This is a genomic window from Roseiflexus sp. (assembly GCF_057785375.1).
This window is the reverse complement of the sequence record NZ_JBYNRX010000080.1, coordinates 1-26,113: the sequence shown is the minus strand read 5'-3', so window position 1 is coordinate 26,113 and position 26,113 is coordinate 1. Positions and strand designations below refer to the sequence as shown.

The following is a 26,113-nucleotide window of genomic DNA, read 5'->3' as shown; positions in this document are numbered from 1 at the left end:
TCCGCTGTTTTCGCTCTCTGCCTCACGCCGTCACTTCTCGTCCTGAAAGCGTTGGGCGCCATTATGGTTGTGATAAATGGAGATGGACGCGCAGGAGGGGTGCAATGCAGGATTTGTGTCGCGGACGTATCCTGGTGATCGAAGATGATCACGACCTGGGACGACTCTTCGAGACGGTGCTGACCATAGAGGGATATCACGTGACAGTTGCTCACCATATCTATGATGCGCACCGTCTCCTGCCCCAACTGGAACCAAACCTGATTATTTTCGACTGGTCTTTTCACAATGCCGCAGGGTATGTGTGGGTGGATGAACTGCGCACGTCGAGCCAAACGGCGCATATCCCGGTGTTGCTGGTGTGCGGCGTGCTGCCGCCGCGCAGTATCTACGAAATGCTGGCGAATGCCGGTGTGCCGATCATTGAGAAACCGTTCGATCTGATCGCGTTCAATCGCTGTGTTGCGGTGCTCATGCATCCGCGAGAACGGGTCATTGGCGCCTGATGCTCTATGTCGCTCCGCCAAAGAGGGCAATAGCGCCGAAGCGCACGAGCCGCGCCAGGAAGACGGCGCCGAGGAAAATCCAGTACGGCAGCCCCATCGCCCCTGCGGTGATCCCCGCCACGTCGAATGCGGGGTTTGGCGGCGCCGAGAGTGCGAATAATACCACGAATGCGCGCCAGGGATGTTCAAGCTGGCGCTGGACCCAGCGGTAGAACCGTGTCTGTTCAACCACGCCGCGCCCCGATCGCCCCACGAAAAAACTAACCGACTCGCCAATCACCGATCCCAGCGCGCCTGCCAGTCCCACCCCAACCATGCTCAAGCCAGGAGAAAGCGCTGCAACCAGGCCAAAGTAAGGGATGGGCACAACGATCGTCGCGTTGGAGATCAAGGTGATCAAAAAGATGCCAAGATACCCTAATGCTCCCAAACGAGAGGCAAGATCCGGCGGGATCATGAGGTAAGCGATGATGTTCAACACGATGGCGATGGCGGCAACCAGCGCCGGACGCAGCCAGGCGCGCCAGCGGGGAGTGATTGCAGTCTCGTGTTCGTGGGATGCCTGGCGTCCTGCTTCTGACACCTATAACCTCTAATAACGCACGCTTAACCCTGACCCCTGCCTCGTTTCCAGAGCAGAACGCCGCCGCCTGCCAGTGCCACGATCACAACCACAACCAGTAAAAGCGTCAGATCGGGAACGCCGCCAGGCGTCGATGAATCGGCGATGGGCGTGGGTTGCGCCAGGTCCACCGTGCCCGGCGATGAGATCGCGGGTGGTGCGATTGTCGGTTGTGGGAGGACTTCTGGAAGCGTCGCCACTTCTGGTGTGATAATAACCGTTGCCAGCGCTTGTGGCGCCCCCGGTTCGGAACCATTATCGAGCGTCGATGGCGCTGCCGCCGTGTCGCCACGCTGCAGCGTAGCGGTTCCTGTTGGATATTGAGCGCTCTCGCGCGCTTCTGCGGCGATCGTCGGCGGTTCAGTAGGCACAGCCGCAAGCATCGGCTCAGCCGCAGGAGCAGTAGGTTGCGCTGCCATTTGCGGCGCGCCCGCGCCCATTGATCCAAGCACGTTGAGCACGCCAATTGCCGCAATCAACACACCGGCAAAGACACCGACCACTTGCAGCCACCGCCTCCATCCAAGACGCACGGCAGGCGGTCGGTGCGCCGCAACCTGCGCCGGATCGAGCGTAAACGAGCGCGGCGGGCGCAGCGGCTCAAGGTCGCGCAGCGCCTGGACGGTTGCGCGCAACTCTTCGTATGCCTGGCGCAGTTCTGCTTCCTCATCGAGCCTGCGCTCGACGGTACGCCGCTCATCGGCGCTCAACTGCCCGTCGAGATAGGCGGAAAGCAGTTCCAGGTCGTGCTCGTTCAATTGTGGCTGCGTCGTCATAATCCTGGTTCGCCGGCGAAGATTGAACACAATCCGTGCGCGCTCTGCGCCATCCGTTATTCTTCCCTTTCATGACGGAACCGTAGCGGCAGAAGTTCCTCGTGGCGCAGCAGGTCGCGCAGGCGGGCGCGCCCACGGCTCAGGCGTGACTTGATCGTGCCCAGGTTGGCGCCTGTCACCTCGGCGATCTCCTCGTAGGTCAATCCTTGCAGATCGCACAGCACGATGACCAGACGCTGATCGACCGGCAACTGCGCCAGACCGGCTTCGATGGCGCGCGCCAGTTCGCGGCGCAGCGCAAATTCGTCTGGCGTCTCCGACGTATCGGTAATTTGAAGCGATGATGGTTCTTCGGCGGAGGACTCCCCGGCTGCGTCGAGGGAAACGACCGGACGACGCTGGCGGGCACGCAGCGCATCATAACAGACATTCGTGGCAATCCGCAGCACCCACGAGCGGAATGACCCGCCGCGAAATGCATGCAAATGCCGATAGGCGGACATAAACGCATCCTGTGCCGCGTCCGCCGCACTGTCGGCATCACCAAGCAGGCGATAGCATAGATTGTAAACGCGCCCCTCATACAGCCGCACCAGTGCGTTGAAGCTTTCAACATCGCCACGCTGTGCAGCTGCAACCAGACGCAACTCTTCGTTTGCCACCGCGTCGCTCCCGCCATTGATTATCGGGCGAGAGTATTATACTCGTTGTTTGCCATTCAAGGTGTAACGTGCAACGTGTTCCCCAAGACCCTTGATGTCATACTGATGCGCGGTCTCATTTATGCAAGAATGGTTTTTGAGAACATCTAAGCCCGCGCAGGCGGGCTTTGCAGCAGTAGCCCGCAGCTTTAGCCGCCGGGCGGACGAGTGGCTGGCGGAATACGTATGCAACAACCATGATTGAGTCCGCTGCACAAAGGCTTCACCGCCAGGGACCCGAAGCGCACGAAGGGGGAGAACCATGAAGCGCATGTCCTTCGTGTCCCTTGGCGCCCTTCGTGGTTGCTTGGTTCCATCTTTTTGCAGTGAAGTCAACAACGCAAAGGCGCAAAGGTGCGGAGGAGGGATGCGCTTACGCGAGCGCTGCTGGCGAGCGGCGCGCCCTACGCGCACCCTGGCGCGCAGCCCCAGCGGGGCTTGCACTTGCGGTGAGAGCAGTCGAACCGCGTCCCCTCTCAAAGGAAGAAACAGCCCCCTCCCCCCGCGGGGGAGGGGCAGGGGTGGGGGCTTTGCCCCCTGCCCCCCCTCGCGCCTCGCGTCTCACGCCTCACGCCCCTCACGTTGCACCGTACCGAACTCTTCGCACCCCGGCATCCCGGCATTGATCCAACAACGAGTCCGCTGCACAAAGGCTTCACCGCCAGGGACCCGAAGCGCACGAAGGGGAAGCAACATAAAGCGCATGTCCTTCGTGTCCCTTGGCGCCCTTCGTGGTTGCTTGGTGCAGTGACCTCATGATTGCCGGGGCTGCTGATGCCACTGCGCAGTCATGTGCCCACAACACGCCTGCTGGGGCGCGTTGACCGTTGCGCCTTGCACAACGAATGCTCGAACATTTTGGCTGACTGAACGCCACTTGGTATCAGAATGCACGCAAGCGGGAAGAAAGGGTCGCTCTGCACCCTTTGCCTGCCCATCGTTCACGCATGCTGCGACAAACTCGCCAACAGGTCGTTCGCCCCCTCCACATTCGCACCGTTTACCCGCAACGTTACGGTCGTTCCCTGCCCTGGCTGAGACTCGATGGTAAGCGTGGCGCCGATAATCCGCGCTCGCTCACGCATCGAGAACAGACCGAAGCCATTGTTCTGTTGCAGGCGCTGCGGATCGAAGCCGCACCCGTCATCAGTCACCCGACACGTCCATCCGTTGCCATCCGCTGTAATGCACACTTCAAGTTGCCCGGCGCGCGCGTGCTGGATGGCATTGACAATCGCCTGCTGGATGATCCGGTAGGCATGGCGCGCGGTCGATTCGTCCAGCGGGTATACGCTCCCGGCGCCGTGAATTCGTGCAGTGACACCGTAGAGATTGCAGATTTCCTGGGTAAACGCCTAGATTGAAAGGCCAAGGTGCGTTGCTCCAACCAGCGGCGGCTGCAAATGACGGAGAATACTGCGCAGTTCTTTGGTCGCCTTGATGGTGCGCTCCCGGTATGCCTTGCATGTCGTGATGATCTCGTCTACCGGAACGTCTGCCTGAACAAGCCGTTCGATCTGCATCAGTCCCAGCGGAATAGCGCTGAACGATGGCATGATCCCGTCATGGATCTCCTGCGCAATGCGTTCGCGCTCCTGTTCCTGCGCTGCGATGATCTGTGCCGGCACCACCGAAAGGCGTTGAATTTGTGCGCGAATATGGATTGCATTCGCCAGCATAGTTGCCAGTAAGCCGATCAAGTGTTCATCTTCCTCATCAAGCGGTTCTGGCGTGCGACGCGGTCCCACATACAGGGTTCCCAGCATTTCCCCTTCGCTGATGAGTTGATGGGTGATCGCAGGCGCTTCGGGAAGAAATGCGGAATCGGCTTGTACTGGATCCGCCCGGCGCATCTCTGTAGTTGTCGTCGTCGCCAGCCACGCCCGATCCGGGGCAAGTGAGGAATGCACCGCAACCCATTCGCACATGACCGCCTGGCGTATCAAGCCGACGCCCTGCTGCATGGCTGCATTGAGATCCGATACCTGGTTCATGCGCGTTGCGAAGTCGAGCGTCGCCTGGTAATGATGCTGATGCCGCAAGAAAAAACGTCGGCACAGGCGGCGAAACGGACTGTCGGTGTGCCAGAAGAGGGTCGTCGCAAACGTTGCGCTCCACAATGCCATAAACAACAGACCATCCACCGGCATGCGGATGATGCCGATCAGTACGATGACCATAATGACGCATGCTACTGCGGCGCTGAGGTAGATCATTGCCAGGATGTTCAAAATACGACCGCGATAGGCGAAACTCTGGTAGCGCAGCGTGATATAGGCGATACCGGTGCAGAGGATGACCAGACCGAAGAGGAATGGCTGAAGCGAGGTTCCCAGCGGCGCGCGGTAGGTGATCAGGTAATACGCGCTTGCCAGCGTCAGCGGTCCTGCGCCAAGCCCCCACGAGATCAACAGCACCCACATCTGATCGGCGATGGTGCGGTCGCCACGCCATACCCAGAACCCTGCACGCCCCAGGAACGCCGTCAGCCCGATCAGCATGGTCGTCCCATTGACTGTACTGGCTATTCCTGGCGCTGCATCTCGCCATGGTTGAAGGAACGGCAGGAATTCCAGCATGCTATCAAGATGCAGGATCATCGCGCCCAAACCGACGGGGTGGAGCGCAAAACGCAGGAAGGCAAAGCGTGTGATTGGTCGTGGCGTCAACAGCGCCAGATGGTGCAGGAGCGGTCCAATCCATGCCATGCTGCTCACAATGGTGAAGGCGGTGTAGTACTGTCCCTGCGCATCGTTCAACCCGTGAAACAGCCCGGCGATCGCCAGCGCCAGCGTCAGGAAAAGCGCGGCGAAAACCTGATTTGCTTCGCTGTGGGGTTGTGCCAGCAACACGACCAGCGCCAGCGCCCAGACGAACAAAATGATCGGAATGATGCCCGCTTGCAGCTGGAGAACGTGCAGCCACGCCAGTCGCAGCACTGCGACTCGAACCGTCAGCAACTCGCTGCCGCGACGAATGGTGACATCAACCAGATTGCTCCGATCCTCACTGCTGGCGTAACGCTCCAGCTCCTCCAGCGGCCATGTGCGAGCCGAAAGGCTGTTGATCGTTTCGATGCAGTCCCCGGTTTGCAACGCACCGCTCGCCATGCCGGGCCAGGATGGCGGCGTAATCGGCGATACGGCGTTGCACCGGATCGCCCCCTGCCACAATGGCAGAATGCCGATCGATGGTTGCCCGATGAGATTGAGCGCACTGATGAAACTGATGACGCCAGCGATGATCGGCGCCCATGCGAAGATGAGCAGTGCGTGCGCCTGCCAGGGAAGAGGATGGCGTTGCGTGTTCATTTCGGTTGTTCGACATTGTCATTGTGTTAATGGGACGACGTTCAGGTGGACCACTGCTGCGCTGCGCCGGTTGTGAGCGTCGCTCCGTCGTAGATATCGGCTGACACCGGCGCTCGACGCTCCAGCAACGAATCCTGCCATAGACACGCAAAAGGCTATACTTGTGCACGTATCGTACCACAGACTGTGTACCTGCGCGTAACGAATCGTACTTGCCGTATCGCCGATGCCGCTTGCCAGACATCAGAATATGCGGTACAGTTGCAATGTGACGTGTGGATGCTACAAAAACCTTAAGTGTAGGCGAAGGCATTGCCTTCGCCTACCCGGTCGCACTTCAGTCAGCGATTTTTCGGATAGGCTCTTAGTATTATCGATCTGTCCTTCTGTAAGACACCCGCTTACGCGGTTGTTTTTGGCGGACACAACCCATGAGTCTTTTCTCGCGCTCTGCCCGTGATGACCTGGCAATAACGCTGGGCCGCAGTCCGCTGACTGCGGCGCTGGCGGCGACGCTGCTCGGTCTGGCCGGCGGCGCTACGGTGGCGTTCGGTCCGTTCTGGCTTGGTTTTGTTGCGCTGGCGGCGCTGATCGGCATCTATGCGATCCTGATCGATACCCGCGTCGGGCTGGCGACGGTTATCGGCATTGCGACGATCCTGCCGTTTGCCACGCTTCCCTTCCGGGCTGTGGTGACCCCCACGCTGCTGACGCTGGCACTGGCGGCGCTCATGGGGGTCTGGTCGCTGCGTCTGCTGGTGCGCAGTGATGAGCGCCTGATCGTGACCCCTATCGGCACGGCGCTCCTCGGTTTCCTGGGGATCACGCTGTTCGCCTTGCTGCTCGGCTCGAATGCCAGTCCTGAACCTTCGCTAATCCACAACTATGTCAAATTTGTCATGGCCACGTTGTTCTTCTTCAGCGTCGTCAACTGTGTGCGCGACCGCGAGACGGTGCGCTGGGTCATCCGCTTTTTGATCATCGGCGCTGCACTCTCTGCTGTCATTGCGCTCGTTCTGTATGTCATTCCTGCGCAACTGGCGCTTCAGATACTCATAGCGTTCGGTCGCATCGGCTACCCGACCGAAGGGCGCGTGCTGCGGTATGTCGAGGACGATCCCAACGGTTTGATGCGCGCAATTGGTCTCTCGGTCGACCCAAACAGTTTTGGCGGGATGCTGGCGCTGATCGGGGCGCTGGCGGCAACCCAGGTTGTGAGTGAACGTCCGGCGTTGCCGCGACGCATGTTGCTGATCGCCACCGGCGCCATCCTGCTGGCGCTGTTCCTCACGTACTCGCGCGCGGCGCTCGGCGGCATGATTGTCGCCGCGATGTATGTGGCGACGCTGCGCTATCGGCGACTCTGGTGGATCATCGTGGCAGCCGGGGCGCTGGCTGCTGTCCTTTTCATCGGGCTGGGCGTCGGGGAGCGCTTCGTCGAGCGCGTGGTCGAAGGGGTGCAGTTCCGCGATCAGGCGAACCAGATGCGTCTGGCAGAGTACCGGAATGCGATTGCGATCATCCAGGCATATCCGGTGTTCGGCATCGGCTTTGGTCAGGCGCCGGAGATCGACCTGGTTGCCGGGGTGTCGAGCATTTATCTGGCGATTGCGCAACGCACCGGTCTGGTCGGTCTGGCGGCGTTCCTGGGGATTGTGACGTGGTTTTTCACGCGAAGCTGGAATGCGCTGCGCGCCGCCGTTCGTATCGGCGACGAGGAACGCGCCGCGTGGCTAGTGTCGCTCCAGGCGGCGCTGGCTGCGGCGCTGGCGGTGGGGTTGCTCGACCACTATTTTTTCAATATCGAATTCAGCCACATGAGCGCGCTGCTGTGGGGCACGGTCGGGCTGGCAGTGGCAGTGGAAGGGTTGGATGGGATGGAAGGTTGAAGGTGACCCCTAACCCCTAACCCCTAACCCCTCTCACCACCTCCGCCACAACTGCAATCGTTTCAGCAATATCACCGGCATCGATCCCGTCGTGGGTGACGGCGCGGATTCGTCCGCTTCCCATGTCGCCCATCAGAACACCGCGCTCGCGCAGGTGCGCGACGAATGTATCAGCAGACCATCCATCGCGTAGGGTAAAGATGACAATGTTGGTCTGCACACGCGCCGGTTCGATAGCGATCTGCGGGAAACCCGCCAGACCCTCTGCCAGCATCCGCGCATTCGCGTGATCCTCTGCCAGCCGGTCTACCATCGTCTCCAGTGCGACGATGCCCGCGGCGGCAATCACGCCTGCCTGCCGCATGCCGCCGCCCAGCACCTTGCGCGCGCGCCGGGCGCGGCGGATGAAGGCTTCGTCACCGCAGAGCACCGACCCTACCGGCGCCGACAGCCCTTTCGACAGGCAGAACATGACGCTGTCTGCGTGGCGCGTCAGTTCGGTGACATTCACGCCGAGCGCTACCGCAGCGTTGAACACACGCGCCCCGTCGAGATGCACCAGAAGGTCGCGTTCGCGGGCGAATGCTGCGACGGATGCCAGATATTCCGGCGATAGAACCGTGCCGCCACAACTGTTGTGGGTGTTCTCCAGGCAGATCAGCCGCGTCTCGGCACAGTGCAGGTCGTCGGTCCAGCGCACTGCTGCGCGCAGGTTATCAAGCGCAATGGTTCCATCCGGCTGATTGGGAACGACATGGAACGCCACGCTCCCCACGACCGATGCTCCGCCTGCCTCGTAGTTGTAGATGTGCGATTGGTCGCCGACGATCGCCTCATCCCCGCGATTGCAGTGCGCCAGCAACGCACAGAGATTCCCCATCGTGCCGCTGGGAACGAACATCGCCGCCGCTTTGCCGACGCGCTGCGCTGCGAGTTCTTCCAGACGGTTGACCGTCGGGTCTTCACCGTATACATCATCGCCCACTTCGGCGCGCGCCATCGCTGTGCGCATCGCCGGGGTCGGCAACGTTACCGTGTCGCTGCGGAGATCGATAGGTCTGGTGAGCATCGTGAGGGCTTCCCTCCGTGTATGTACGAACCGAGAACTGAGAACTGAGAACTGAGAACTGAGAACTGAGAACTGAGAACTGAGAACCGAGAACGCTGAACATGTCAGGGGTTCGAGAGCAGGAGAGGGCGTTGGGGATTCACCTTTGTGCCTGCCACTTTTCACCTTCGCATGTTCAACCTTCGCACCTTCGCGCCTGCCCCGCCCCTCGCGCCCCTGCGATCCACTAAGATCACGAACGGCACGAAGGGCAATGCAACCGTGTGACGCGCGCTTCCTGCCTTGTGCTACAGCCGTTGCATTGCAACGGCTCTACGCGCCTGCCACCTGCCCCTGCCCCTCCCCCTCGCGCCGCTGCTATCCTCTAAGGTCACGAACGGCACGAAGGGCAAGGCAACCATGTGACGCGCGCCTGCAACCTTTGCACCATCTTGCCTCTTGCCTCTTGCCTCGCGCCTCTTGCCTCGCGCCTCACGCCTCGCGCCTCGCATATAATACACCTCGTCAAGGCATGTGAACACGGAGACACCTCGATGACCGCTATGATACTCGATGGGCGCGCGCTTGCAAAAACGCTGCGTGAGGAACTGCGCGCCGATATTCAGGCATTCGTGCAGACGACAGGCGTCGCGCCGTCGCTTACGGTCGTCAAGATTGCGGGCGATCCCGCATCGGAACGCTACACCCGCACCATCCGCAAAGGGTGCGAGGAGATCGGCATTGTCTTCCACGATTATACACTTCCACCAGATACGACGCAGGCGGACCTTGAAGAGACGCTGCATGCGCTCAGTTTCGACCGTACTGTGCATGGCGTTCTGTTGCATCTGCCGCTGCCGCCAGGGTTCGACGCCAACCGCGCTATTGCGCAGATCGACCCGCATAAGGATGTCGATGGCGTGCATCCGTACAACATCGGTTTGCTCGCCATGGGGCAGCCGGTACTGATTCCCAACACGCCGGCCGGCGGCATGGAATTGCTGCTGCGCAACAACATTCCGATCAAAGGACGGCGTGCAACCGTCGTTGGGCGCAGCGTCGTGGTCGGCAAACCGATGGCGCTGCTACTGCTCCAGGAACACGCGACGGTCACCATTGCCCATTCGCGCACCGAAGACCTGGCAGCCGTCGTGCGTGACGCCGACATCGTTGTGGCAGCGACGGGGAAACCGGGGTTGATTACCGGTGATATGGTCAAACCCGGTGCGGTCGTCGTCGATTTTGGCGTCAACGTCCTCGAAGATGGGCGCATGGTTGGCGATGTGGATTTTGCTGGCGTTGCTGAGGTCGCTTCCGCGATTACGCCGGTTCCCGGCGGCACAGGACCAGTGACCAACGTGATGCTGCTGCGGAATGTCCTGCGTGCAGCGCGGTTGCAGGGGGTGGGGAGTAGGGAGTAGGGAGCAGGGAGCAGGCGGTGGGCAAGGGGGATTCACCTTCGCACCTTTCACCTGCCACCATCCCACGGACGCCGTGCACTCCACAGGGGTGCGCCAGCGGCGCGCCCCTACCGGTCACCGTCCCACGCGCAACGTGCAACATTCAACGACTGCCTTCAACCTGCAACCTTTCCCTTTACACTCTCTTGCCTCTCGTCTCTTACCTCTGCCTCTCGTCTCTTACCTCGCACCTGTCAGGAATCCGCATCGCGTATGCTATAATGTATATGGCAACAATGCCGGGTTGTGTAATGGCAGCACAGCGGACTTTGGATCCGTTTGTCCAGGTTCGAATCCTGGCCCGGCAGCCACGATTGTGCAAATAAACGCAGGGGATCATGGAAGCATTGCTGTGATGGTCCCCTTCTTCACGACAGTGCGATTGGGAGTTGTTGTTCTTGCCGCCGGCGAAGGCGCCCGCATGCGGTCGGCGCTGCCGAAGGTGTTGCATCTGCTCTGCGGGCGACCGCTGCTCGGTCATATCCTCGCGGCGGTAGACGCATTGCAACCGACAATAAGCACAGTCGTGCTCGCTTCAGATACGCTCGATACGGTACGCGCGCGCTTTGGTGAAACGTATCGGTACGTTGTCCAGGCGGAACGGCTTGGCACCGGACACGCGACTGTTCAGGCGCGCTCGATCATGCGCGGAGCGTGCGACGAGGCGCTGGTACTGGTCGGTGATGCTCCGCTGGTTCGCAGCGCTACGCTGCAGCGCCTCGTGGCGTTGCGCCGCGAAAGCAACGCCCTGGTCGCGTTGCTCAGTTTCACGGCAAACCCGCCAACCGGCTATGGTCGGGTCATCCGCGATGCGGCAGGCAATGTGACGGCAATCGTCGAAGAGCGTGACGCAACTGACGCCCAACGCGCCATCACCGAAGTCAACAGCGGCATTCTCTGCTTCGATGCCGCCTGGATGTGGCCCGCGCTCGACCGGATACAGCGTAGCCCCGTGAAAGGCGAATATTACCTGACTGACCTGGTTGCTCTGGCGATTGCCGACCATGGCGTCGGTGCAGTGCAGGCGCTCCTCGCCGACGACCCGACGGAGGCGCTCGGCGTCAACGACCGTGTGCAACTGGCGCAGGCGGAACGCCTCCTGCGGATGCGCTTGCTCGACGCGCTCATGCGCAGCGGTGTGACGATTGTCGATCCCGCTGCAACATATGTGGATGTCGATGTGGTTGTCGGGCAGGATACGACGCTGCTGCCGGGAACCATGCTGCGCGGGGCGACCTGCGTAGGCGCTCGTTGCACCATTGGTCCGCATACGACATTGATTGATGCCATCGTTGCTGATGATGCGCGTGTACGCTATACGCTCGCCGAAGGAGTTGCAATACCGGCGCACGCTGTCATTGGACCGTTTGCCCATCTGCGCGGCGTTCAGCGCGCACATGACGAAGTCTATCAGGCATAACTTCTATGGAAGGTCGTCTTCAAATCTTTAGCGGCAACGCCAACCGGCTCCTGGCGCAGGAGATTGCGTCGTACCTGAATATCAATCTTGGTCGCGCCATGGTCGGCACGTTCAAAAACGGCGAAACGCGCGTCAAAGTCGAGGAAAATGTGCGCGGCTCCGATGTATTCGTGGTTCAACCGACGTGCACGCCGGTCAATCATAACCTGATGGAGTTGCTGCTTCTGATCGACGCACTGCGACGCGCATCGGCGGCGCGGGTCACAGCGGTCATTCCCTACTATGGCTATGCCAAGCAGGAGAAGAAAACCACCGGTCGCGAACCGATCTCGGCAAAACTGGTCGCCAATCTGATCCGTACCGCTGGCGCCGACCGGGTGTTGACTATGGATCTGCACGCCCCGGCAATCGAGGGGTTCTTCGATATTCCGGTCGATCACTTGCAGGCAGGTCCGATTCTTGCTGAACATATTCGTGACATGAACCTGCCGCGGCTGGTGGTCGTTTCGCCCGATGCTGGCGGCGTGGGGCGCGCCAACAGTTTCCGTGAGCGCATTGGCGTCGGTCTGGCAATCATTGCCAAGCAGCGTCCACAACCCGATGTCGCCGAAATGCTCGACATGGTCGGCGACGTCGAAGGGAAGACCGCTGTGATTGTCGATGACATGATCTCAACCGGCGGTACGCTGGCGGAAGCAGCCCGCGTCTTGCGCGAACGCGGCGCCGTGGCGGTGTATGCCTGCGCGACCCACGGCATCTTTGCTGGCGATGCAACCGAGATCATCGCGCAATCGGCGCTCGTTGAAACGATTGTCACCAATACCATCCCGCTCCCCGAGGGTTGCCGCAAAGCGCGTATTCGCGCGATCAGCGTAGCGCCGCTGTTTGCGGAAGCCATTATGCGCATTCACAAAGATCTTTCGTTGAGCGCACTCTTTTCGTGAACGTCCTGCGAACGCGTGGGTGAGGATAGCACGTTGGACGTTGAAACTGGCCTGGTTCTGGCAGGCATCATGCTCTGTCTCTTCGTCCTGGCATTCACGTCGGCGGTCGATGCTGCAATGACCGCGATCAGTCGCCACCGTCTGGGGTTGCTGCACGAGACCGATGCGCGGCGCGCACAGGTGGTCGACCGCTTGCTTGCCGAACCGTATCGCTTCAAGGCCACGGTCCTGCTGCTCAACAGCACGGCGACCATCACGGCAACTGCGCTGACCCTGCGCCTGTTCGACAGTCAGACGTGGCAGTGGCGCATAACGGCGCTTGTCGGCTTGCTGCTCTTCATGCTGATCTTCTCTGAAGCGCTGCCCAAAGCCCTGGCAATCAGCAATCCCACCGCAGCAGCGCGCATCCTCGCCGGTCCGATGGCGTTCAGCGCGCGCGTCCTGGCGCCATTCATCTGGCTGATCGGGGTGCTCACCCGCCCGTTCGTTCGCGTCGCCAGCGGTCAGACCTCCTCACAAATGCCGCTGGTGACCGAAGAAGAACTCCGCATGCTGGTGAATGTCGGCGAAGAAGAAGGGTTGATCGAGCCGGAAGAGCGGGAAATGATCGAGGGAATCTTTTCCTTCGGCGAGACAACCGTGCGCGAGGTGATGATCCCGCGGGTGGATATTGTGGCGCTCGAGGAAACCGCGTCCGTCGATGAGGCGCTGAACATCATTATCACCACCGGTCATTCGCGTATTCCTGTCTATCGCGAGACGATCGACCACATCGTGGGGATTCTTTATGCGAAGGATTTGTTGCTCTGGCTGCGCTCCGGGCAACGTGATGCATCGATCGAGTCGCTCCTCCGCACTGCTCACTTCGTCCCCGACACGATGAAAGTGGATGCCCTGCTGCGAGATCTTCAGGCGCGCAAAGTCCATCTGGCGATTGTCGTCGATGAGTATGGCGGCACTGCCGGTCTTGTCACCATCGAAGACGTGATCGAGGAAATCGTCGGTGAGATTCAGGACGAGTACGATGTGGACGAGCAGCCGATCAGGAATCTTGGTCCAGGGGATCTTGAGGTCGATGCGCGGGTGCCGATTGATGACATTAACGATCTGACCGGATTGCGCCTGGTTTCGGAGGAGTCGGATCGTATCGGGGGCATTGTCTTCGAGCGCCTTGGTCGCGTGCCGAAGGTTGGGGATGTGGTGCAGATTACCGATGGCGTAACCATTGCCGTGCTCTCGATGGATGGCCTGCGCCTGCGGAAGTTGCGCCTTCAGTATCGTTTGCCGCGGGAGGACGAGGTCTCGGCAATACGCGGCGAGGATCGGAACAATGAATGAACTGACGCCCGAACAGGCGGAACTCCTTGCCGCCGCCGCTGCTGCGCGCGAACGCGCCTACTGCCCCTACTCACGGTTTGCCGTCGGCGCTGCGGTGCGAACTGCCTCTGGCGCATCGTTCTACGGCTGCAATATCGAAAATGCCGCCTACCCCTCGACGATCTGCGCCGAACGGGTGGCATTGTTCAGCGCCTATGCAGCTGGCGAGCGCGCGATCGTCGCACTGGCAGTCATTGCCGATACCCCAGAACCGGTCACCCCATGCGGTGGATGTCGCCAGGTCATGTTCGAGCTGGCGCCGCGCGCAGTTGTGATCCTGGCGAATCTCAGGGGCGCGTGGCGCATCACGTCGGTCGAGGATCTTCTTCCTGCCGGGTTTGCGCTCATTGATCGCTAGTGCGCTCCAGGCTACTGCAACCCGGTTACCAGCCCGGCATACTTCTCCGCCAGCACCCGCGCCTGCTCATCACTGCCGCCTTCGGCAATCACGTGAAAGAACGGCCCGTCAGGATCGGGCAGAATCAGCACCCACTCGTCGCCGAGATCGATCTTCACCCCATCGACCTGATCGAGTTTGCGATCCTGATACTGCTGGTTCAGAATGCGCATCACTTTGCCTTTGAATTCCCAGCGGCACGGAACGCGCGCCTGGTTCATAAAATAGTGCGGCAGGTTGCGCACAATTTCGGACAGGCGCACCTGCTGGAGCGCCAGCAGCTCGACAATTTTCACAATGGCGAACATGCCGTCGGCAATCGGGTAGAACGAGGGGAAGATCACACTTCCGGCGCCATCCCCTAACAGCAGCATGTCGCGATTGGCTGCCGCCGTGCGCATGAGCGCGCCGAGTGTGGCCCGGGTTCGAACGATCCGTCCGCCATACTGAGCAGCAATGACCTCGAATGCGCGTGGCGCTGTTACCGGCACAGCCACGGTTCCTCCGCCATTGACCGCCATCGCCAGTGCGGTAATGGCTGCGAGCGCCTGCATGCCCGGCAGTCGTTTTCCTGTATCGTCCGCCAGGAAAAGTTTCTCTCCCCCCGCATCGAGCCGCGCCCCCAGCGATGCTTCGAGCACCGGCGTAATCCGCGCCAGCCGCTCCATGCCCGCCTCGAACTGTTGCGGCGTCTGAAACAGGAGTTGCGCGTCGAGGTTGGCATTCAGTTCGACGGCTTCAATTTGCAGCCGCCGCAGAATGGCCGGAAGGAAATTCGACGTGTTGGCGTTGGCATAATCGATCACCACCTGAAAATTGCGTGCAATGCTGGCGATTGCGTCGGGGCGCAGCGCGCCAAGGAACATATCGGTGTAGATCTGATTGATATGCTCCACCTCGTTGATGCGCCCGATTTCGTCGAGATAGACCCGCCGGTAGTCTTCGCGGAAGAAGACCCCTTCGATCTTGCGTTCGGTGGCGGTGTCGATATCGAGGCCGTCGGAGTCGAAGAACTTGATATCCACCACGCGACTGTCGAGAGGCGACAGTCGAACGTGGGTGCCGCCGGCTGCATTGATGGCGCGGGTAATCACGCGCGCGACCGGCAATGGCACATCGTGCAGTTCGGCCACATGCACGCCGGCGGATGGCAATCCGGCGACCAATCCGCGTTTGATCATGCGCGGCGTATAGTGCGTGTCGCGGCTAGTCGTCACCACTGCGCCACGCGGCAGCGTCGCGCCAAAGGCCGCGCCGAGGCGCGCGCCGAACTCGGGGGTCAGGTCGATGTTGACCAGCCCCGAAATCCCCGACCGTCCAAACAGCACGCGGCGTCCCTGCGATCCCCAGATGATACTGGAACTGATCGTCGCCCCTTCCTCGACTTCTTTACTGGGCCAGATTTTGACGTTGGCGCCGATCACTGCGCCGGCATTGATGATTGTCTGATCGCCGACAACGGTTCCCTCGAACAGCACGGCGCGGCTTTTGATGTTGCACTGCCGCATCACGATGGCGCCGCGCAGTTCGGCGCGCTCGCCAATGTACGAGTTGCGCCAGATGATCGAGCGGTCGATTGTTGCGCGCGTGTCGATGATGGTATAGTCGCGGATCGCAGACGGACCATGGATGATGGCGCCACCCTTGATTTTGACTCCATGCCCCAGAAAGACCGGACCGTGGAACTGCGCATCGGGCGCAATTTCGACATCCCCTTCGACCCATACCTCGTCGAAAATGCGTTCGCCGACGCGTGGCAGATTGACTTTTCCCTGCATATAGTCGCGACTGGCGCGCATGTATTCTTCGATCGTGCCAATATCGGTCCAGTATCCTTCTGCAACATATCCGACCAGCAGGTTCCCGCTTCGCAGCATGTGCGGAAAGACATCTTTCGACCAGTCGGTAAACGCGCCTTTTTCGATATAGCGGAAGATTTCGGGAGTGACGACATAGATGCCGGTATTGACCGTATCGGAGAAGACTTCGCCCCAGCTTGGCTTTTCGAGAAACTGGCGCACGTAGCCGCGTTCATCCACCACCACGACGCCGTAATCGAGCGGGTTGGGGACGCGGGTCAGGGTAATCGTGGCGGTTGCACCGTGGCTTTGATGAAACTCGATAATCTTTGTCAGATCGAAATCGGTCAAGGCATCGCCGGAGATGACGAGAAACGGCTCGCGCAGGAAGCGCTCGGCATTTTTGACGCTCCCCGCCGTGCCCAGCGGTTGTTCTTCGAGTGAATACTCGATATGGACGCCATATGCCGATCCGTCGCCAAAATGGTCCTGGATGACATTCGCCAGGTACTGGACAGTCACCACAATATCGGTAATGCCATGTCGCTTTAGCAACTCGATGATATGCGCCATCACGTGGCGATCAACAATCGGCACCATCGGTTTTGGGCGGTTGATCGTGAGAGGGCGCAAGCGCGAACCCTCGCCGCCAGCCATGACCACAGCCTTCATCGATCACCTCACCCACGATATATGCGATATATCGGTTTTGTGCATGATGTCAGTATAGCACGAGGAGCGAGTTAGAGGGAGGGAGCGCCGGGAACCGAGAACTGAGGACCGAGAACTGAGGACCGAGAACTGAGGACCGAGAACTGAGGACCGAGAACTGAGAACTGAGGACTGAGAACTGAGAACCGAGAACCGAGAACCGAGAACTGAGAACCGAGAACTGAGAACTGAGAACTGAGGACTGAGAACTGAGGACCGAGAACTGAGAACCGAGAACTGAGGACCGAGAACTGAGGACTGAGGACTGAGAACTGAGAACCGAGAACCGAGAACTGAGAACTGAGAACCGAGAACTGAGAACTGAGAACTGAGAACTGAGAACCGAGAACTGAGAACTGATACTAAATCGCAGTCAGTCAGTTCGCAAGACGCAACGGTCAACGCGCTCCGGCTGGCTTGTTGTGGACGCATGACTGCATAACCGCGCATGCGGATCAGCCCGGTCCAGCCCGCGCAGGCGGGCTTCGCAACCGTCGCCTGCGGCTTCAGCCGCCGGGCGCAGCGCGGCGCCGGATTATGTGGTCAATGTTCATTAGTCGCCGGGCCGGGGAGACTCAGGAATCGAAAACCAGGCGCCGGAAGTTTGCAACGTGACCTTCACGTGCTACGCCCCCGGCGCCTGGTTCCAATCAGCCCTGTGTGTCAGTTTCTGGGTTCTGTTACTCCTGGCTCTTTCGCAGTTCCTCGACGCGCGCCGCCAGTTGCGCAATCTTCTCGCTCAACTCATCAATGTCGCGCTTGGAGGGGATGTTCAGGCGGTTGAGGAACTCTTCCATGCCCTGCTCGACGCGGTCGCTCACTTTCTCGACTTGCGGGCGATTCGCCGTCAGGCGGTTCTGCATTTCGTGCAGAAGTTTCTCTGCGTCCTTCTGCGCCAGTTCGCCGCGCTCGACGAGCTTCTTGACGAAGGCTTCGACTTCATCGAAGGTCATGGCGACAGCGCCAAAGCTGGCGAGCAACAACCGGCGCATGCCGTCGATAATCCACTTGTTGGCGCCAGGCGCGCTCTCCTCGACTTCGGTGACTTTGACTTCGACTTCCTCGGTCATGGGTTGCCTCCTGCTGCTACGATATGTACGGGAAGGAGCATCTTTCGATCCACCTTCATAACGCATCGCGTTATGACTGTAGTATAGCACGATGGCGGATAGGAGTCAAGCAGCGCTCCTGGTGGGGGTGCAGCCGTTTCGTTATTGACTGGTTCGAGCAGGCTGCTGCTGAACAGAGCAGCGAGTGACGGGATGTTCAGTGCGCCTCTCCCGCTCCGTTTGGGCGAAACGACGCCTGGCGACCCTGCCGGATGCTGAGCGCAGTCAATCCCAGAAACAACAGGATCGCCATTGCATTGAGCATGCCGCCCCAGCGCCGCACATCTCCCAATCCTGCCAGATCGCCGCCAATGCGCACCAGAAGCGACAGGTGCAGCAGCGCCAGCGGCAGGTAGCTCCAGGTGCGGAATCGCACCGGCAGGTGCAGCAGCGCAGGAATAATAATCGGCGCGTGCCCAAAGATCATGGCAAAGACGAAGCCGACGAAAATGGCGTGCAACAGCGCATCATAGAACGGACCGGCATACAATGCGCCGGAGAGCAGCGCAATGATTCCGCCGATGACGAGCCAGACGCTCCCCGATAGCATGCATGTAGCGCTGAAGCGCGGCAGTCCAGGCTTTCGCAGTGTGCGGCGCGCGATGTCGTATTGCACCAGCCACGCTCCCAGCGCCAGAAATCCGGCGCCTGTTGTGCGCATGCCGGCATCCATGGCGACGCCCGCCAGGAGCAATCCTCCCAGCAGCAGGATTACCCCTGCGGCAAACCACCACAATGCCAGCGGGGGAAGATTGCGCAGGCGCCCCAATTCCAGCCGTTCGCCGAGGATGGTCAGGATCAAAAACCCCGCCCACCAGAGCGACGCCAGCGCCAGCGGTCGCCCGGCGAGCCAGAAGAGGTTGCCGCCGAGCCAGGCGGCGGCGCCGAGCGCCATGGTCATAGTGAAGCGCGCCGGCTGACGCCTGATGATCACCGCGAAGATTGCCAGCAGCACCAGGCTGCCGCCGGTTACCAGGAGCGCCGCCAGGCTGACGGGCGCGCCGAGCAGCATGGCGCCGCCGCTGATCAACGTCAGCGCAGGACCGACAAATGTCCAACTGCGCCCCACTGCTACTGCCCGCTCTAACCCGATGACTGTGCCCAGCATACCGCAGACGAACAACGGTCCGTGGAGCAGCGCCAGCCGACCATGCGGTGCGGGCAGCGCCCACCCCATACGCATCAACCCTGACCAGATGCCGCCGATCAACAGACTCGCCACGCCAACTGCCAGCACGATGCGAATCACAGGCGTCAGACGGGATGTTACTGTCAGCGGCAGGACCTGTGCAATGGCACGTTTCATGTCACCCTCGCAGGAACTGAGCCAAATGGCCTGATTCGCCGCCACACATGCCCGATGAATGCCGCAATGCCGGCGACGAGGAGGAAAGCGGCAACCGGCGGCATCCAGGCGACGCGCTCGCGCCCAGCCATTCCGGCAAACGGCGCCGACAGGGTTGCAAGCAGAACGCCGCCGTTGAGTGCGCCATAACAGAGCCAGGCGAGCCACATCGCTCCCCGTGTCCCGGCGGCATCCAGGCGCGGCAGAATCCAGATTGCCGTCCCGCACGCAAACTGAACCGTCCATCCCAGCAGCATCAGATGCACATGCCCGGTGCGCCACGTCCAGAACGACGGCCAGAGATGCACCCCCTTGTCCGCCAGTAGCATGCCGCCGATCAGCGCTCCCAGCGCCAGGTATATCAGTGCCGTGCGGATCATGAAAACGCTGACCCGTGGCATCAGCCGCCTCCCATCCGCGAACGATTCATGTCAGGTCGTCCTCGAACCCGGGGCCAGAGTGCGATCACCAGCAGCCAGACGGCGCATACCTGGAGGAGGGCGGCGACTGCCAGCGTCCACGCTGACCAGGGGCGCGGCGTCATGGCGTGCATCGGTTCCGCCACGGCGCGCAGGAGCAGCCCGCCATTCAGGGCGCCATACGCGATCCAGCCGAGGCGTTCGTTGCCGCGTGGACGATCACGTGAAAGGACGGGAAACATCCAGAGCGCCACCCCGCCGATCAACTGTGTCGCCCAGCCGACCATGAGCAGGTGGTAGTAGACGGGCAGGAGCAGACCGAGACGCGGGTGCAGCGGCGTCCCGGCGTTGATCAGCAGCAGTGCGCCAACAATGACACTGACCAGCAACTGAACGAAGGCGGTTTTGACATACACGCGCGCCTGACGGTGCATCCATCCACCTCTGTGATACCTGATACTAATACTAATGTGCGGTCATTTGGACAAGAATGACTTCGCTGCAAAAAGCAACCACGAAGGTCACAAAGGGACACAAAGGAAATGCGCTTCATGTTTATTCACCTTCGTGCGCTTCGTGTCCTTGGTGGTTAAGCCTTTTTGCAGTGGACGCCAGGAATGGTTTTTGAGAAAAGAATCCGGCATCGCCTGGTGAAGACCGCGCAGGCGGGCTTTGCAACTCCAGCCTGCGGCTTCAGCCGCCGGGCGAGCGCCAGCCGGCGCAAACGGGCTGCGCCAGGGCAGGCGCGGCGTGGACTGGCGCCGGAATGCGTCAAGCGCGCGCAGGCGGGCTGAAGCCTGCCCTACTCCTGCGCGGCGCATCCCCGCTCCAGCCCGCGCAGTGGCATCAGCAGCCCCGGCGGGGCTTTCATGTCCTCAGCGAGGGCTTTCGCCCGCAGCGCCCCGGCGTCCCGCAGCGCGCCCCGGCAGTAATGACCGCGATGAGTATGGCATCACCACGAGTGTAGCACGTGACAATGAGCAAAGACAGCGACTTTTGTCGCACAGGCGTCGTGTTCAGTGGAAGATGGATTCAAAGTGCCTCAGTCGCCATGCGAACGAGCGGAACGCGGCGCGAGGGCGAGCAAAGCCCCGCGCCTTTGGGTCTTGGGTGAGCGGTTTTGCAGCGTAGAAAAATGGAAAGGATCAACAGATCCGCGGCAACTGTTCGCCGACCATCATATCGACGATGCGCGTCCCGCCGATGCCGGTGCGCGCCGCCACCAGCCCCGGATGGTCAGCGGTGACGCGCCCGATGATGGCCGCCTGCCGCCCCAGCGGATGCGCGCGCATGCGCGCCAGCAGGCGTTCAGCGTCGGCAGGCGGCGCCATCGCAATCAATTTCCCCTCGTTTGCCACATAGAGCGGGTCCATACCGAGCAATTCGCATGCTGCGCGCACGGCGTCCTGCACCGGCAGGTTGCGTTCGTCGATCACGATGCCGACCTGCGAGGCGCACGCGATTTCGTTGAGCGTCGATGCCACCCCGCCGCGCGTCGGGTCGCGCAGGACGTGGATGGCAGGGGTTTCGTCCAGGAGATCGGCGACCAACCCGTTGAGCGGCGCCGTGTCGGATTCGACCGTTGCGCCGAACTCAAGCCCTTCGCGCACGCTGAGAATGGCGATGCCGTGGTCGCCAATCGTCCCGCTGACGATGATCACGTCTCCCGGTTGCGCTCGTGTCGGTCCGATGTCGATCCCTTCCGGCACGATGCCGAAGCCGCTGGTGTTGATGTAGACGCCGTCGCCGTGCCCGCGATCAACGACTTTGGTATCGCCTGCGACCAGGGTGACCCCGGCGCGGCGCGCAGCCGCGCCCATGCTGCGCGCAATGGCGGCGAGTTGATCGAGCGGCATCCCTTCTTCCAGAATGAACCCGGCGCTGAGGACAAGCGGCTGCGCGCCGCGCATAGCGATGTCGTTGATCGTGCCGTTCACCGCCAGATCACCAATATTGCCGCCGGGGAAGAAGAGGGGCCGCACAACGAACGAATCAGTCGAGAATGCCAGCCGCGCCCCGCCGATCGCAACCAGCGCCGCATCGCCCAGATCGACCGCGCCCGCTTTGGCGAATGCGGGCAGAAACAGGTGCTCGACCAGTTCCGCCGACAGTTTGCCGCCGCCGCCGTGCCCCATGACGATGTTCGGGTGATCGCGCAACGGCAGCGGGCAGGACCATCCCTCGAAGTTCAGTCCTTCGCTCATCGTGCGACTCCCACCTCTTCAGCCTTGATGAACCGTCCGTACTGGTAGTATGCCGCGCAGGCGCCTTCGCTCGACACCATGGTGGCGCCCAGGGGAGTGCGTGGGGTGCATTCCCTGCCAAACGCCGGGCACTGATTGGGCTTGAGCATACCCTGGAGCACCTCGCCGCTGCGACAGATCGGCGACTCGCGCGTCTGAATGTCACCGACTGCGAAGCGCGCCTCGGCGTCGTAGGCGCGATAGGCGTCGCGCAAGCGCCAGCCGCTCTGCGGGATGACACCAATACCGCGCCAAGCCCGGTCGGTCGTCTCGAAGACTTCGGACAGCACCTGCTGTGCTGCGACATTTCCCTCTGGTCGCACAGCGCGTTCATAGGCATTGTCGAGTTCGGCGCGCCCCGCCTCCAGTTGCAGAATGATGCGGCGGATGCCTTCCAGCACGTCGAGCGGCTCGAAACCGGTGACCACAATCGGCACGCGGTAGCGCTCGACCAGCGGCTGGTACTGCCAGGTGCCCATGACGCTGCACACATGCCCGGCTGCCAGAAACCCCTGCACGCGGTTCGTCGGCGATTCCATAATGGCGGAGATGGCGGGCGGCACCAGGACGTGCGACACGAGCATCGAGAAGTTGCGCAACCCCAGGCGATGCGCCTGCAACACCGCCATGGCGTTGGCAGGCGCCGTCGTCTCGAAGCCGATGCCGAAGAAGACCACCTCGCGGTCGGGGTGCTGCTGCGCCAGGCGCACGGCGTCGAGCGGCGAATAGACCACGCGCACATCGCCGCCTTCGCTCTTGATGCGGAACAGGTCTTTCGCGCTACCGGGCACGCGCAGCATATCACCGAACGAGCAGAAGACAACGTTGGGGCGGGACGCGATTGCCAGCGCCTTGTCGATAATCTCCAGCGGCGTCACGCAGACCGGGCAGCCCGGACCGTGGATGAGTTCAATTTCCGGCGGAAGCAGTTGATCGATCCCATTGCGAATGATCGAATGCGTCTGCCCGCCGCAGACTTCCATAATCGCCCACGGGCGCGTCGTAATGCGACGAATCTCGGCAAAGAGCCGCTGCGCCAGCTCCGGGTCGCGGTACTCGTCCAGGTACTTCATGCCGCTTCCTCCTCCGCATCAGGGCGCAACTCTTCGTCGAGCAAGCCGATGCTCTGGAACAGCGCCAGTGTCTCCAATGCCGATTGCTCATCGAGGCGTGTAATGGCAAACCCGACATGCACAATCGTATAGTCGCCAACGGTAATGTCGGGCAGGTATGCCAGGCAGACATCCTTGACAATGCCGTTGAAATCGACTTTGCCCATGCGGATGCCGTTCATTTCATAGATTTCTTTGATCTGACCTGGAATGCCGAGACACATGGCGCTCACCCTACCCTTTCCCACGTTATCGATTCAGATGATGCGGTTGCGTATTGCCTTCTGTGCGGTTGCCGGATTCATCAATCCGGCGGTTCCACATCAATGGGCGCCGCTCTGATGCCTTTCCGCCGCCGGTTAGATTCTTCGGAGGGCGAGACGCCCTCCGACCCTCCCTGCGCTATGCGTGCGTCGAAAAAGGCAACATGCCAGACGTTCAAAGGACATGTCCGAGAAAAAAGAGTCAAGGACGGAGAAGGACGTCAGTCGTTGATATCCCATATGATAACACGATTATTGCCCGAGTCGGCGATTGCCAGCCGGTCGTTGCAACAGGATATGCCATAGGGCCAGCAAAGGGTGTCGCGTTCGACCGCCTGCCAGCGATTTTCGCCGTTGCCGGCGAAATCTGGCTGCCCGATGACGGCGCCCGCCGGCAGGAATGCGCCTTCACGCGGCAATGTATGCCACACCAGCACCCGGTTGTTGGCGGTATCGGCGACGATCAGCCTGCCTGATTCGCACACGACCGCATACGGAAACCGGAGCGCAGACGGTCCTGGCGGCGTGTGCGGCATCTCCCACGCGCTCTGGAAGTCGCGTTGCCCGAGCGCCAGGCGCGCCGGCGCGTCGCGCGCAGGAATGGGCGTCCATCCGAGCACGCGGTGGTTGCCCGCATCGGCGACGTACAGGGTTGTATGGTCGCCAGCAATCGCGTGGGGCCAGCGGAACGAACAGGCCGACGGCGCATCGCCGCGATTTTCGGCGTGGCTGTACTCGTCGTTCTGTCCCAGCACCATGTCGGGCGGCTGTCGATCTTCAGGGATGCCGTTCCAGCCGAGGACGCGGCGGTTGCCGGTGTCGGCGACGTAGAAACGACCAGCGACCCACCCAATGCCATAGGGCCAGTAGAAGCCGCATCCTGTGACGTCGCCGCCGCGATTCGGTTCGCACCCATCCAGGTCCGCCTGCCCGATGACGCTGTCCGGCGGAACGTTCGATGTCTCAGGCACGCGGTTCCACACCAGAATGCGATGGTTCCATGAGTCGGCGACGTACAACCGTCCTTCGATAACCATCACGCCGGTTGGCAGGTACATCCCATGCTGTGGACCGCGACCGGCAGCCTGTGGTCCTTCGCTGTAGAAATCGGGTTGCCCTAGCGCGACGTCAGCCGGTTGCCCATCACTGCCGGGAACGCCGTGCCAGATGAGTACGCGATGGTTGCCGGAGTCGGCGACAATCAGCATCTGATCGTCGAGATAAACGCCCCGCGGCGCGTACAGTTGCGACGGCGTCGGGTCGGCGGGAGGAAGCGTCAGCGCACCAGGCGAGTGCGCGCCGATCCAGACGAGCGGGCGCACCATCGGTCTCCTCCTATCCCTGTGCCGGGCGCACCCAGATGCGCCCCTGTTCAATGCGCAGCGGGAATGGCTCCAGTTGCGCCTGCGGCGCGGTCAGGCACTCGCCGCTGCCAGCATCGTAGCAGAAGCCATGCCACGGGCAGGTGAGCGTACCGCTCTCCGGGTCGAGCAACCCGCCGTCGAGCGGCAGCCCCTGATGCGCACAGGCGTTACGAAAGGCGCTCAACCGGCCATCGAGATTGATGATCAGAATATCCGCCTGATCGGTTGCCATGCGATGCATCGCGCCGGGAGGCACATCATCCGCCAATGGACCGACGATCCATCCGGCGAGATGGTCGCGCACGCCGATGCTTTCGGGCATGATCAGCGCCGGGACCGCTTCGGCGGCGACAACCTGCACGCTGGTGATTTCGGGAACATTGGCGTGCAGCGCGGCTTCGATTTCGTTGCGTAACGTCACCGCCGAGAGCGAGCACCCGTTACAACTGCCATGGAGCCGGACATAGACCACATTCTCGCGCACTTCGACGAGTTCGACATCGCCGCCGTGCGAGCGGATGTAGGGGCGCGCCGCGTCAAGGACGCGCGAGACGCGCACGACGACGTTCGGGCGCACGATCTCGTGGCGGGCGAAAAGTGCGTAGATCAGCGGGTCGTCCACCATCTCGAAGAGCAGTTCCTTGCCGCGCGGATCATTCTTGAGACGGCGTACTAAGCTGGTAAGCGCCGCTTTGTGGAAGGCTTCGACGGCGTGTTGCAGTTCGAGCGCGGCGTCGCGCGCCTGCTCATCCAGTTTGTTCACCGCTGCTGCTGCCTGGTCGATCCGCGACGCAAGTTGCTCCAGTTCGCCGATGGCAGAATTGTGTCCGTTGAGTGTCGTTGTCATGGCAGATGCTCACGTCTCAAGAGCTATGGGCTAATGGGATCCGGTATACCGTCTCCATCACGCCGCGCATCCTTCGAGCTGCGGGCTAATGAAAATGTACACAATAATCCGGCATTCGCCTTGTGCCCGGCGGCTGATGAGTCTGTAAACTACGTTTTCCGGTGAGGGTCCAGGCATGCATGGTCAGGCGGCAATCACGCGCGTCTCTGTGGCGCTGCGCCTGGGCTGGCGACTGAAGTTGCGCCGGGCAGGCGTTCCGCCGGGCGTCCACCTGCGTGGACGCCGCCGTTCCCGTCGGCGCTGGCGTCGGGGCGGCCGCAGGCCCGTCAGGGGCGATGTCAATCGCTGGCAGCCGGAGCGTCGTTTCCTGACCCATCGCGCCTGCACCCTTCCGGTGATTCATCGGTTGCGTGCGGCGAAGAATCCGCCGTGTCCTGATGCATGATAACC

At 61.3% G+C, this 26,113-nt stretch carries 26 protein-coding genes and 1 tRNA gene; 10 read left to right on the top strand and 17 right to left on the bottom strand.

Annotation, left to right across the window (positions count from 1 at the left end; translation table 11 throughout):
- Positions 1 to 104 precede the first annotated feature (104 nt).
- A complete protein-coding gene (locus AC3EA7_RS14375; protein WP_488614752.1) occupies positions 105 to 506 on the top strand; it encodes a response regulator in 402 nt (133 codons plus the stop codon).
- Positions 507 to 510: 4 nt separating this feature from the next.
- On the opposite strand, the gene AC3EA7_RS14370 is transcribed toward AC3EA7_RS14375, so the two are convergent.
- The 6 genes from AC3EA7_RS14370 to AC3EA7_RS14345 all read right to left on the bottom strand — a co-directional run bounded on the left by AC3EA7_RS14370 (position 511) and on the right by AC3EA7_RS14345 (position 5,916).
- Positions 511 to 1,089, bottom strand: a complete 579-nt coding sequence (locus AC3EA7_RS14370; protein WP_488614751.1) for a VTT domain-containing protein — start codon at positions 1,087 to 1,089, stop codon at positions 511 to 513.
- Between the two features lie 23 nt (positions 1,090 to 1,112).
- A complete protein-coding gene (locus tag AC3EA7_RS14365) occupies positions 1,113 to 1,904 on the bottom strand; it encodes an anti-sigma factor (protein WP_488614750.1) in 792 nt (263 codons plus the stop codon).
- 56 nt (positions 1,905 to 1,960) lie between these two features.
- Positions 1,961 to 2,566, bottom strand: coding sequence for a sigma-70 family RNA polymerase sigma factor (locus AC3EA7_RS14360; RefSeq protein ID WP_488614749.1), 606 nt, complete (start codon positions 2,564 to 2,566; stop codon positions 1,961 to 1,963).
- A gap of 600 nt (positions 2,567 to 3,166) precedes the next feature.
- Positions 3,167 to 3,301 carry a hypothetical protein gene (locus tag AC3EA7_RS14355; protein ID WP_488614748.1) on the bottom strand — a complete coding sequence of 45 codons (135 nt, stop codon included), beginning with the start codon at positions 3,299 to 3,301 and terminating at the stop codon, positions 3,167 to 3,169.
- Positions 3,302 to 3,546: 245 nt separating this feature from the next.
- A complete protein-coding gene (locus AC3EA7_RS14350) occupies positions 3,547 to 3,828 on the bottom strand; it encodes a sensor histidine kinase (protein ID WP_488614913.1) in 282 nt (93 codons plus the stop codon).
- Positions 3,829 to 3,960: 132 nt separating this feature from the next.
- Positions 3,961 to 5,916 (bottom strand): histidine kinase, encoded by a 1,956-nt coding sequence (locus tag AC3EA7_RS14345; RefSeq protein ID WP_488614747.1) that lies wholly within the window; start codon positions 5,914 to 5,916, stop codon positions 3,961 to 3,963.
- A gap of 431 nt (positions 5,917 to 6,347) precedes the next feature.
- Here AC3EA7_RS14345 and AC3EA7_RS14340 point away from each other — a divergent pair, with 431 nt between their 5' ends.
- Complete coding sequence (locus AC3EA7_RS14340) at positions 6,348 to 7,805, top strand: O-antigen ligase family protein (protein WP_488614746.1); 1,458 nt, start codon at positions 6,348 to 6,350, stop codon at positions 7,803 to 7,805.
- Between the two features lie 16 nt (positions 7,806 to 7,821).
- Here AC3EA7_RS14340 and ltaE read toward each other — a convergent pair whose 3' ends face one another.
- Positions 7,822 to 8,874 (bottom strand): low-specificity L-threonine aldolase, encoded by a 1,053-nt coding sequence (gene ltaE / locus AC3EA7_RS14335; RefSeq protein WP_488614745.1) that lies wholly within the window; start codon positions 8,872 to 8,874, stop codon positions 7,822 to 7,824.
- Positions 8,875 to 9,407: 533 nt separating this feature from the next.
- Here ltaE and AC3EA7_RS14330 point away from each other — a divergent pair.
- The 6 genes from AC3EA7_RS14330 (at position 9,408) to cdd (ending at position 14,412) form a co-directional block, all read left to right on the top strand.
- On the top strand, positions 9,408 to 10,274 hold the full coding sequence (locus tag AC3EA7_RS14330; protein ID WP_488614744.1) for a bifunctional 5,10-methylenetetrahydrofolate dehydrogenase/5,10-methenyltetrahydrofolate cyclohydrolase: 867 nt from the start codon (positions 9,408 to 9,410) through the stop codon (positions 10,272 to 10,274).
- 276 nt (positions 10,275 to 10,550) lie between these two features.
- Positions 10,551 to 10,624, top strand: a tRNA-Gln gene (locus AC3EA7_RS14325).
- A 44-nt stretch (positions 10,625 to 10,668) separates the two neighbouring features.
- On the top strand, positions 10,669 to 11,733 hold the full coding sequence (locus AC3EA7_RS14320; RefSeq protein ID WP_488614912.1) for a bifunctional UDP-N-acetylglucosamine diphosphorylase/glucosamine-1-phosphate N-acetyltransferase GlmU: 1,065 nt from the start codon (positions 10,669 to 10,671) through the stop codon (positions 11,731 to 11,733).
- Positions 11,734 to 11,738: 5 nt separating this feature from the next.
- On the top strand, positions 11,739 to 12,677 hold the full coding sequence (locus AC3EA7_RS14315; protein ID WP_488614743.1) for a ribose-phosphate diphosphokinase: 939 nt from the start codon (positions 11,739 to 11,741) through the stop codon (positions 12,675 to 12,677).
- A gap of 33 nt (positions 12,678 to 12,710) precedes the next feature.
- A complete protein-coding gene (locus tag AC3EA7_RS14310) occupies positions 12,711 to 14,015 on the top strand; it encodes a hemolysin family protein (RefSeq protein WP_488614742.1) in 1,305 nt (434 codons plus the stop codon).
- Positions 14,008 to 14,412, top strand: coding sequence for a cytidine deaminase (gene cdd / locus AC3EA7_RS14305; protein WP_488614741.1), 405 nt, complete (start codon positions 14,008 to 14,010; stop codon positions 14,410 to 14,412). Before AC3EA7_RS14310 ends, cdd begins: the two co-directional genes overlap by 8 nt.
- A gap of 11 nt (positions 14,413 to 14,423) precedes the next feature.
- Here the strand turns inward: cdd and AC3EA7_RS14300 are convergent, their stop codons facing one another.
- The 5 genes from AC3EA7_RS14300 to AC3EA7_RS14280 all read right to left on the bottom strand — a co-directional run bounded on the left by AC3EA7_RS14300 (position 14,424) and on the right by AC3EA7_RS14280 (position 20,268).
- Positions 14,424 to 16,922, bottom strand: coding sequence for a sugar phosphate nucleotidyltransferase (locus tag AC3EA7_RS14300; RefSeq protein ID WP_488614740.1), 2,499 nt, complete (start codon positions 16,920 to 16,922; stop codon positions 14,424 to 14,426).
- A 719-nt stretch (positions 16,923 to 17,641) separates the two neighbouring features.
- The gene (locus AC3EA7_RS14295; protein ID WP_488614739.1) at positions 17,642 to 18,031 is read right to left on the bottom strand and encodes a phasin family protein; all 390 of its coding nucleotides are present in this window, start codon (positions 18,029 to 18,031) and stop codon (positions 17,642 to 17,644) included.
- 196 nt (positions 18,032 to 18,227) lie between these two features.
- Positions 18,228 to 19,376 (bottom strand): hypothetical protein, encoded by a 1,149-nt coding sequence (locus AC3EA7_RS14290; protein ID WP_488614738.1) that lies wholly within the window; start codon positions 19,374 to 19,376, stop codon positions 18,228 to 18,230.
- A complete protein-coding gene (locus AC3EA7_RS14285; protein ID WP_488614737.1) occupies positions 19,373 to 19,816 on the bottom strand; it encodes a hypothetical protein in 444 nt (147 codons plus the stop codon). The genes AC3EA7_RS14290 and AC3EA7_RS14285 overlap by 4 nt, the downstream gene beginning before the upstream one ends.
- Positions 19,816 to 20,268, bottom strand: a complete 453-nt coding sequence (locus AC3EA7_RS14280; protein WP_488614736.1) for a hypothetical protein — start codon at positions 20,266 to 20,268, stop codon at positions 19,816 to 19,818. Before AC3EA7_RS14280 ends, AC3EA7_RS14285 begins: the two co-directional genes overlap by 1 nt.
- 183 nt (positions 20,269 to 20,451) lie before the next feature.
- On the opposite strand from AC3EA7_RS14280, the gene AC3EA7_RS14275 reads away from it, so the two are divergent.
- Positions 20,452 to 20,628, top strand: coding sequence for a hypothetical protein (locus AC3EA7_RS14275; RefSeq protein ID WP_488614735.1), 177 nt, complete (start codon positions 20,452 to 20,454; stop codon positions 20,626 to 20,628).
- 351 nt (positions 20,629 to 20,979) lie between these two features.
- Here the strand turns inward: AC3EA7_RS14275 and hypE are convergent, their stop codons facing one another.
- The 5 genes from hypE to AC3EA7_RS14250 all read right to left on the bottom strand — a co-directional run bounded on the left by hypE (position 20,980) and on the right by AC3EA7_RS14250 (position 25,663).
- Positions 20,980 to 22,038 carry a hydrogenase expression/formation protein HypE gene (hypE, locus tag AC3EA7_RS14270; protein WP_488614734.1) on the bottom strand — a complete coding sequence of 353 codons (1,059 nt, stop codon included), beginning with the start codon at positions 22,036 to 22,038 and terminating at the stop codon, positions 20,980 to 20,982.
- Positions 22,035 to 23,150 carry a hydrogenase formation protein HypD gene (gene hypD, locus AC3EA7_RS14265; RefSeq protein WP_488614733.1) on the bottom strand — a complete coding sequence of 372 codons (1,116 nt, stop codon included), beginning with the start codon at positions 23,148 to 23,150 and terminating at the stop codon, positions 22,035 to 22,037. The genes hypE and hypD overlap by 4 nt, the downstream gene beginning before the upstream one ends.
- Positions 23,147 to 23,413, bottom strand: coding sequence for a HypC/HybG/HupF family hydrogenase formation chaperone (locus AC3EA7_RS14260; RefSeq protein WP_488614732.1), 267 nt, complete (start codon positions 23,411 to 23,413; stop codon positions 23,147 to 23,149). Before AC3EA7_RS14260 ends, hypD begins: the two co-directional genes overlap by 4 nt.
- A 260-nt stretch (positions 23,414 to 23,673) precedes the next feature.
- The gene (locus AC3EA7_RS14255) at positions 23,674 to 24,777 is read right to left on the bottom strand and encodes an NHL repeat-containing protein (protein WP_488614731.1); all 1,104 of its coding nucleotides are present in this window, start codon (positions 24,775 to 24,777) and stop codon (positions 23,674 to 23,676) included.
- A gap of 10 nt (positions 24,778 to 24,787) precedes the next feature.
- The gene (locus tag AC3EA7_RS14250; RefSeq protein WP_488614730.1) at positions 24,788 to 25,663 is read right to left on the bottom strand and encodes a NifU family protein; all 876 of its coding nucleotides are present in this window, start codon (positions 25,661 to 25,663) and stop codon (positions 24,788 to 24,790) included.
- A 175-nt stretch (positions 25,664 to 25,838) separates the two neighbouring features.
- On the opposite strand from AC3EA7_RS14250, the gene AC3EA7_RS14245 reads away from it, so the two are divergent.
- Complete coding sequence (locus AC3EA7_RS14245; RefSeq protein ID WP_488614729.1) at positions 25,839 to 26,108, top strand: hypothetical protein; 270 nt, start codon at positions 25,839 to 25,841, stop codon at positions 26,106 to 26,108.
- The last annotated feature ends 5 nt before the right edge of the window (positions 26,109 to 26,113 follow it).

Excerpts from the sequence above, each read along its gene's own strand:
- AC3EA7_RS14290 (WP_488614738.1), bottom strand. The coding sequence starts at position 19,376 with ATGAAACGTGCCATTGCACAGGTCCTGCCGCTGACAGTAACATCCCGT.
- AC3EA7_RS14365 (WP_488614750.1), bottom strand. The coding sequence starts at position 1,904 with ATGACGACGCAGCCACAATTGAACGAGCACGACCTGGAACTGCTTTCC.
- AC3EA7_RS14340 (WP_488614746.1), top strand. The coding sequence starts at position 6,348 with ATGAGTCTTTTCTCGCGCTCTGCCCGTGATGACCTGGCAATAACGCTG.
- AC3EA7_RS14260 (WP_488614732.1), bottom strand. The coding sequence starts at position 23,413 with ATGTGTCTCGGCATTCCAGGTCAGATCAAAGAAATCTATGAAATGAAC.
- AC3EA7_RS14250 (WP_488614730.1), bottom strand. The coding sequence starts at position 25,663 with ATGACAACGACACTCAACGGACACAATTCTGCCATCGGCGAACTGGAG.
- AC3EA7_RS14345 (WP_488614747.1), bottom strand. The coding sequence starts at position 5,916 with ATGAACACGCAACGCCATCCTCTTCCCTGGCAGGCGCACGCACTGCTC.
- AC3EA7_RS14320 (WP_488614912.1), top strand. The coding sequence starts at position 10,669 with ATGGTCCCCTTCTTCACGACAGTGCGATTGGGAGTTGTTGTTCTTGCC.
- AC3EA7_RS14330 (WP_488614744.1), top strand. The coding sequence starts at position 9,408 with ATGACCGCTATGATACTCGATGGGCGCGCGCTTGCAAAAACGCTGCGT.
- AC3EA7_RS14275 (WP_488614735.1), top strand. The coding sequence starts at position 20,452 with ATGGTTTTTGAGAAAAGAATCCGGCATCGCCTGGTGAAGACCGCGCAG.
- AC3EA7_RS14300 (WP_488614740.1), bottom strand. The coding sequence starts at position 16,922 with ATGAAGGCTGTGGTCATGGCTGGCGGCGAGGGTTCGCGCTTGCGCCCT.
- AC3EA7_RS14355 (WP_488614748.1), bottom strand. The coding sequence starts at position 3,301 with ATGTTGCTTCCCCTTCGTGCGCTTCGGGTCCCTGGCGGTGAAGCCTTT.
- AC3EA7_RS14255 (WP_488614731.1), bottom strand. The coding sequence starts at position 24,777 with ATGGTGCGCCCGCTCGTCTGGATCGGCGCGCACTCGCCTGGTGCGCTG.
- cdd (WP_488614741.1), top strand. The coding sequence starts at position 14,008 with ATGAATGAACTGACGCCCGAACAGGCGGAACTCCTTGCCGCCGCCGCT.
- ltaE (WP_488614745.1), bottom strand. The coding sequence starts at position 8,874 with ATGCTCACCAGACCTATCGATCTCCGCAGCGACACGGTAACGTTGCCG.
- AC3EA7_RS14315 (WP_488614743.1), top strand. The coding sequence starts at position 11,739 with ATGGAAGGTCGTCTTCAAATCTTTAGCGGCAACGCCAACCGGCTCCTG.
- AC3EA7_RS14280 (WP_488614736.1), bottom strand. The coding sequence starts at position 20,268 with ATGCACCGTCAGGCGCGCGTGTATGTCAAAACCGCCTTCGTTCAGTTG.
- AC3EA7_RS14375 (WP_488614752.1), top strand. The coding sequence starts at position 105 with ATGCAGGATTTGTGTCGCGGACGTATCCTGGTGATCGAAGATGATCAC.
- AC3EA7_RS14295 (WP_488614739.1), bottom strand. The coding sequence starts at position 18,031 with ATGACCGAGGAAGTCGAAGTCAAAGTCACCGAAGTCGAGGAGAGCGCG.
- AC3EA7_RS14245 (WP_488614729.1), top strand. The coding sequence starts at position 25,839 with ATGCATGGTCAGGCGGCAATCACGCGCGTCTCTGTGGCGCTGCGCCTG.
- AC3EA7_RS14285 (WP_488614737.1), bottom strand. The coding sequence starts at position 19,816 with ATGCCACGGGTCAGCGTTTTCATGATCCGCACGGCACTGATATACCTG.
- hypE (WP_488614734.1), bottom strand. The coding sequence starts at position 22,038 with ATGAGCGAAGGACTGAACTTCGAGGGATGGTCCTGCCCGCTGCCGTTG.
- hypD (WP_488614733.1), bottom strand. The coding sequence starts at position 23,150 with ATGAAGTACCTGGACGAGTACCGCGACCCGGAGCTGGCGCAGCGGCTC.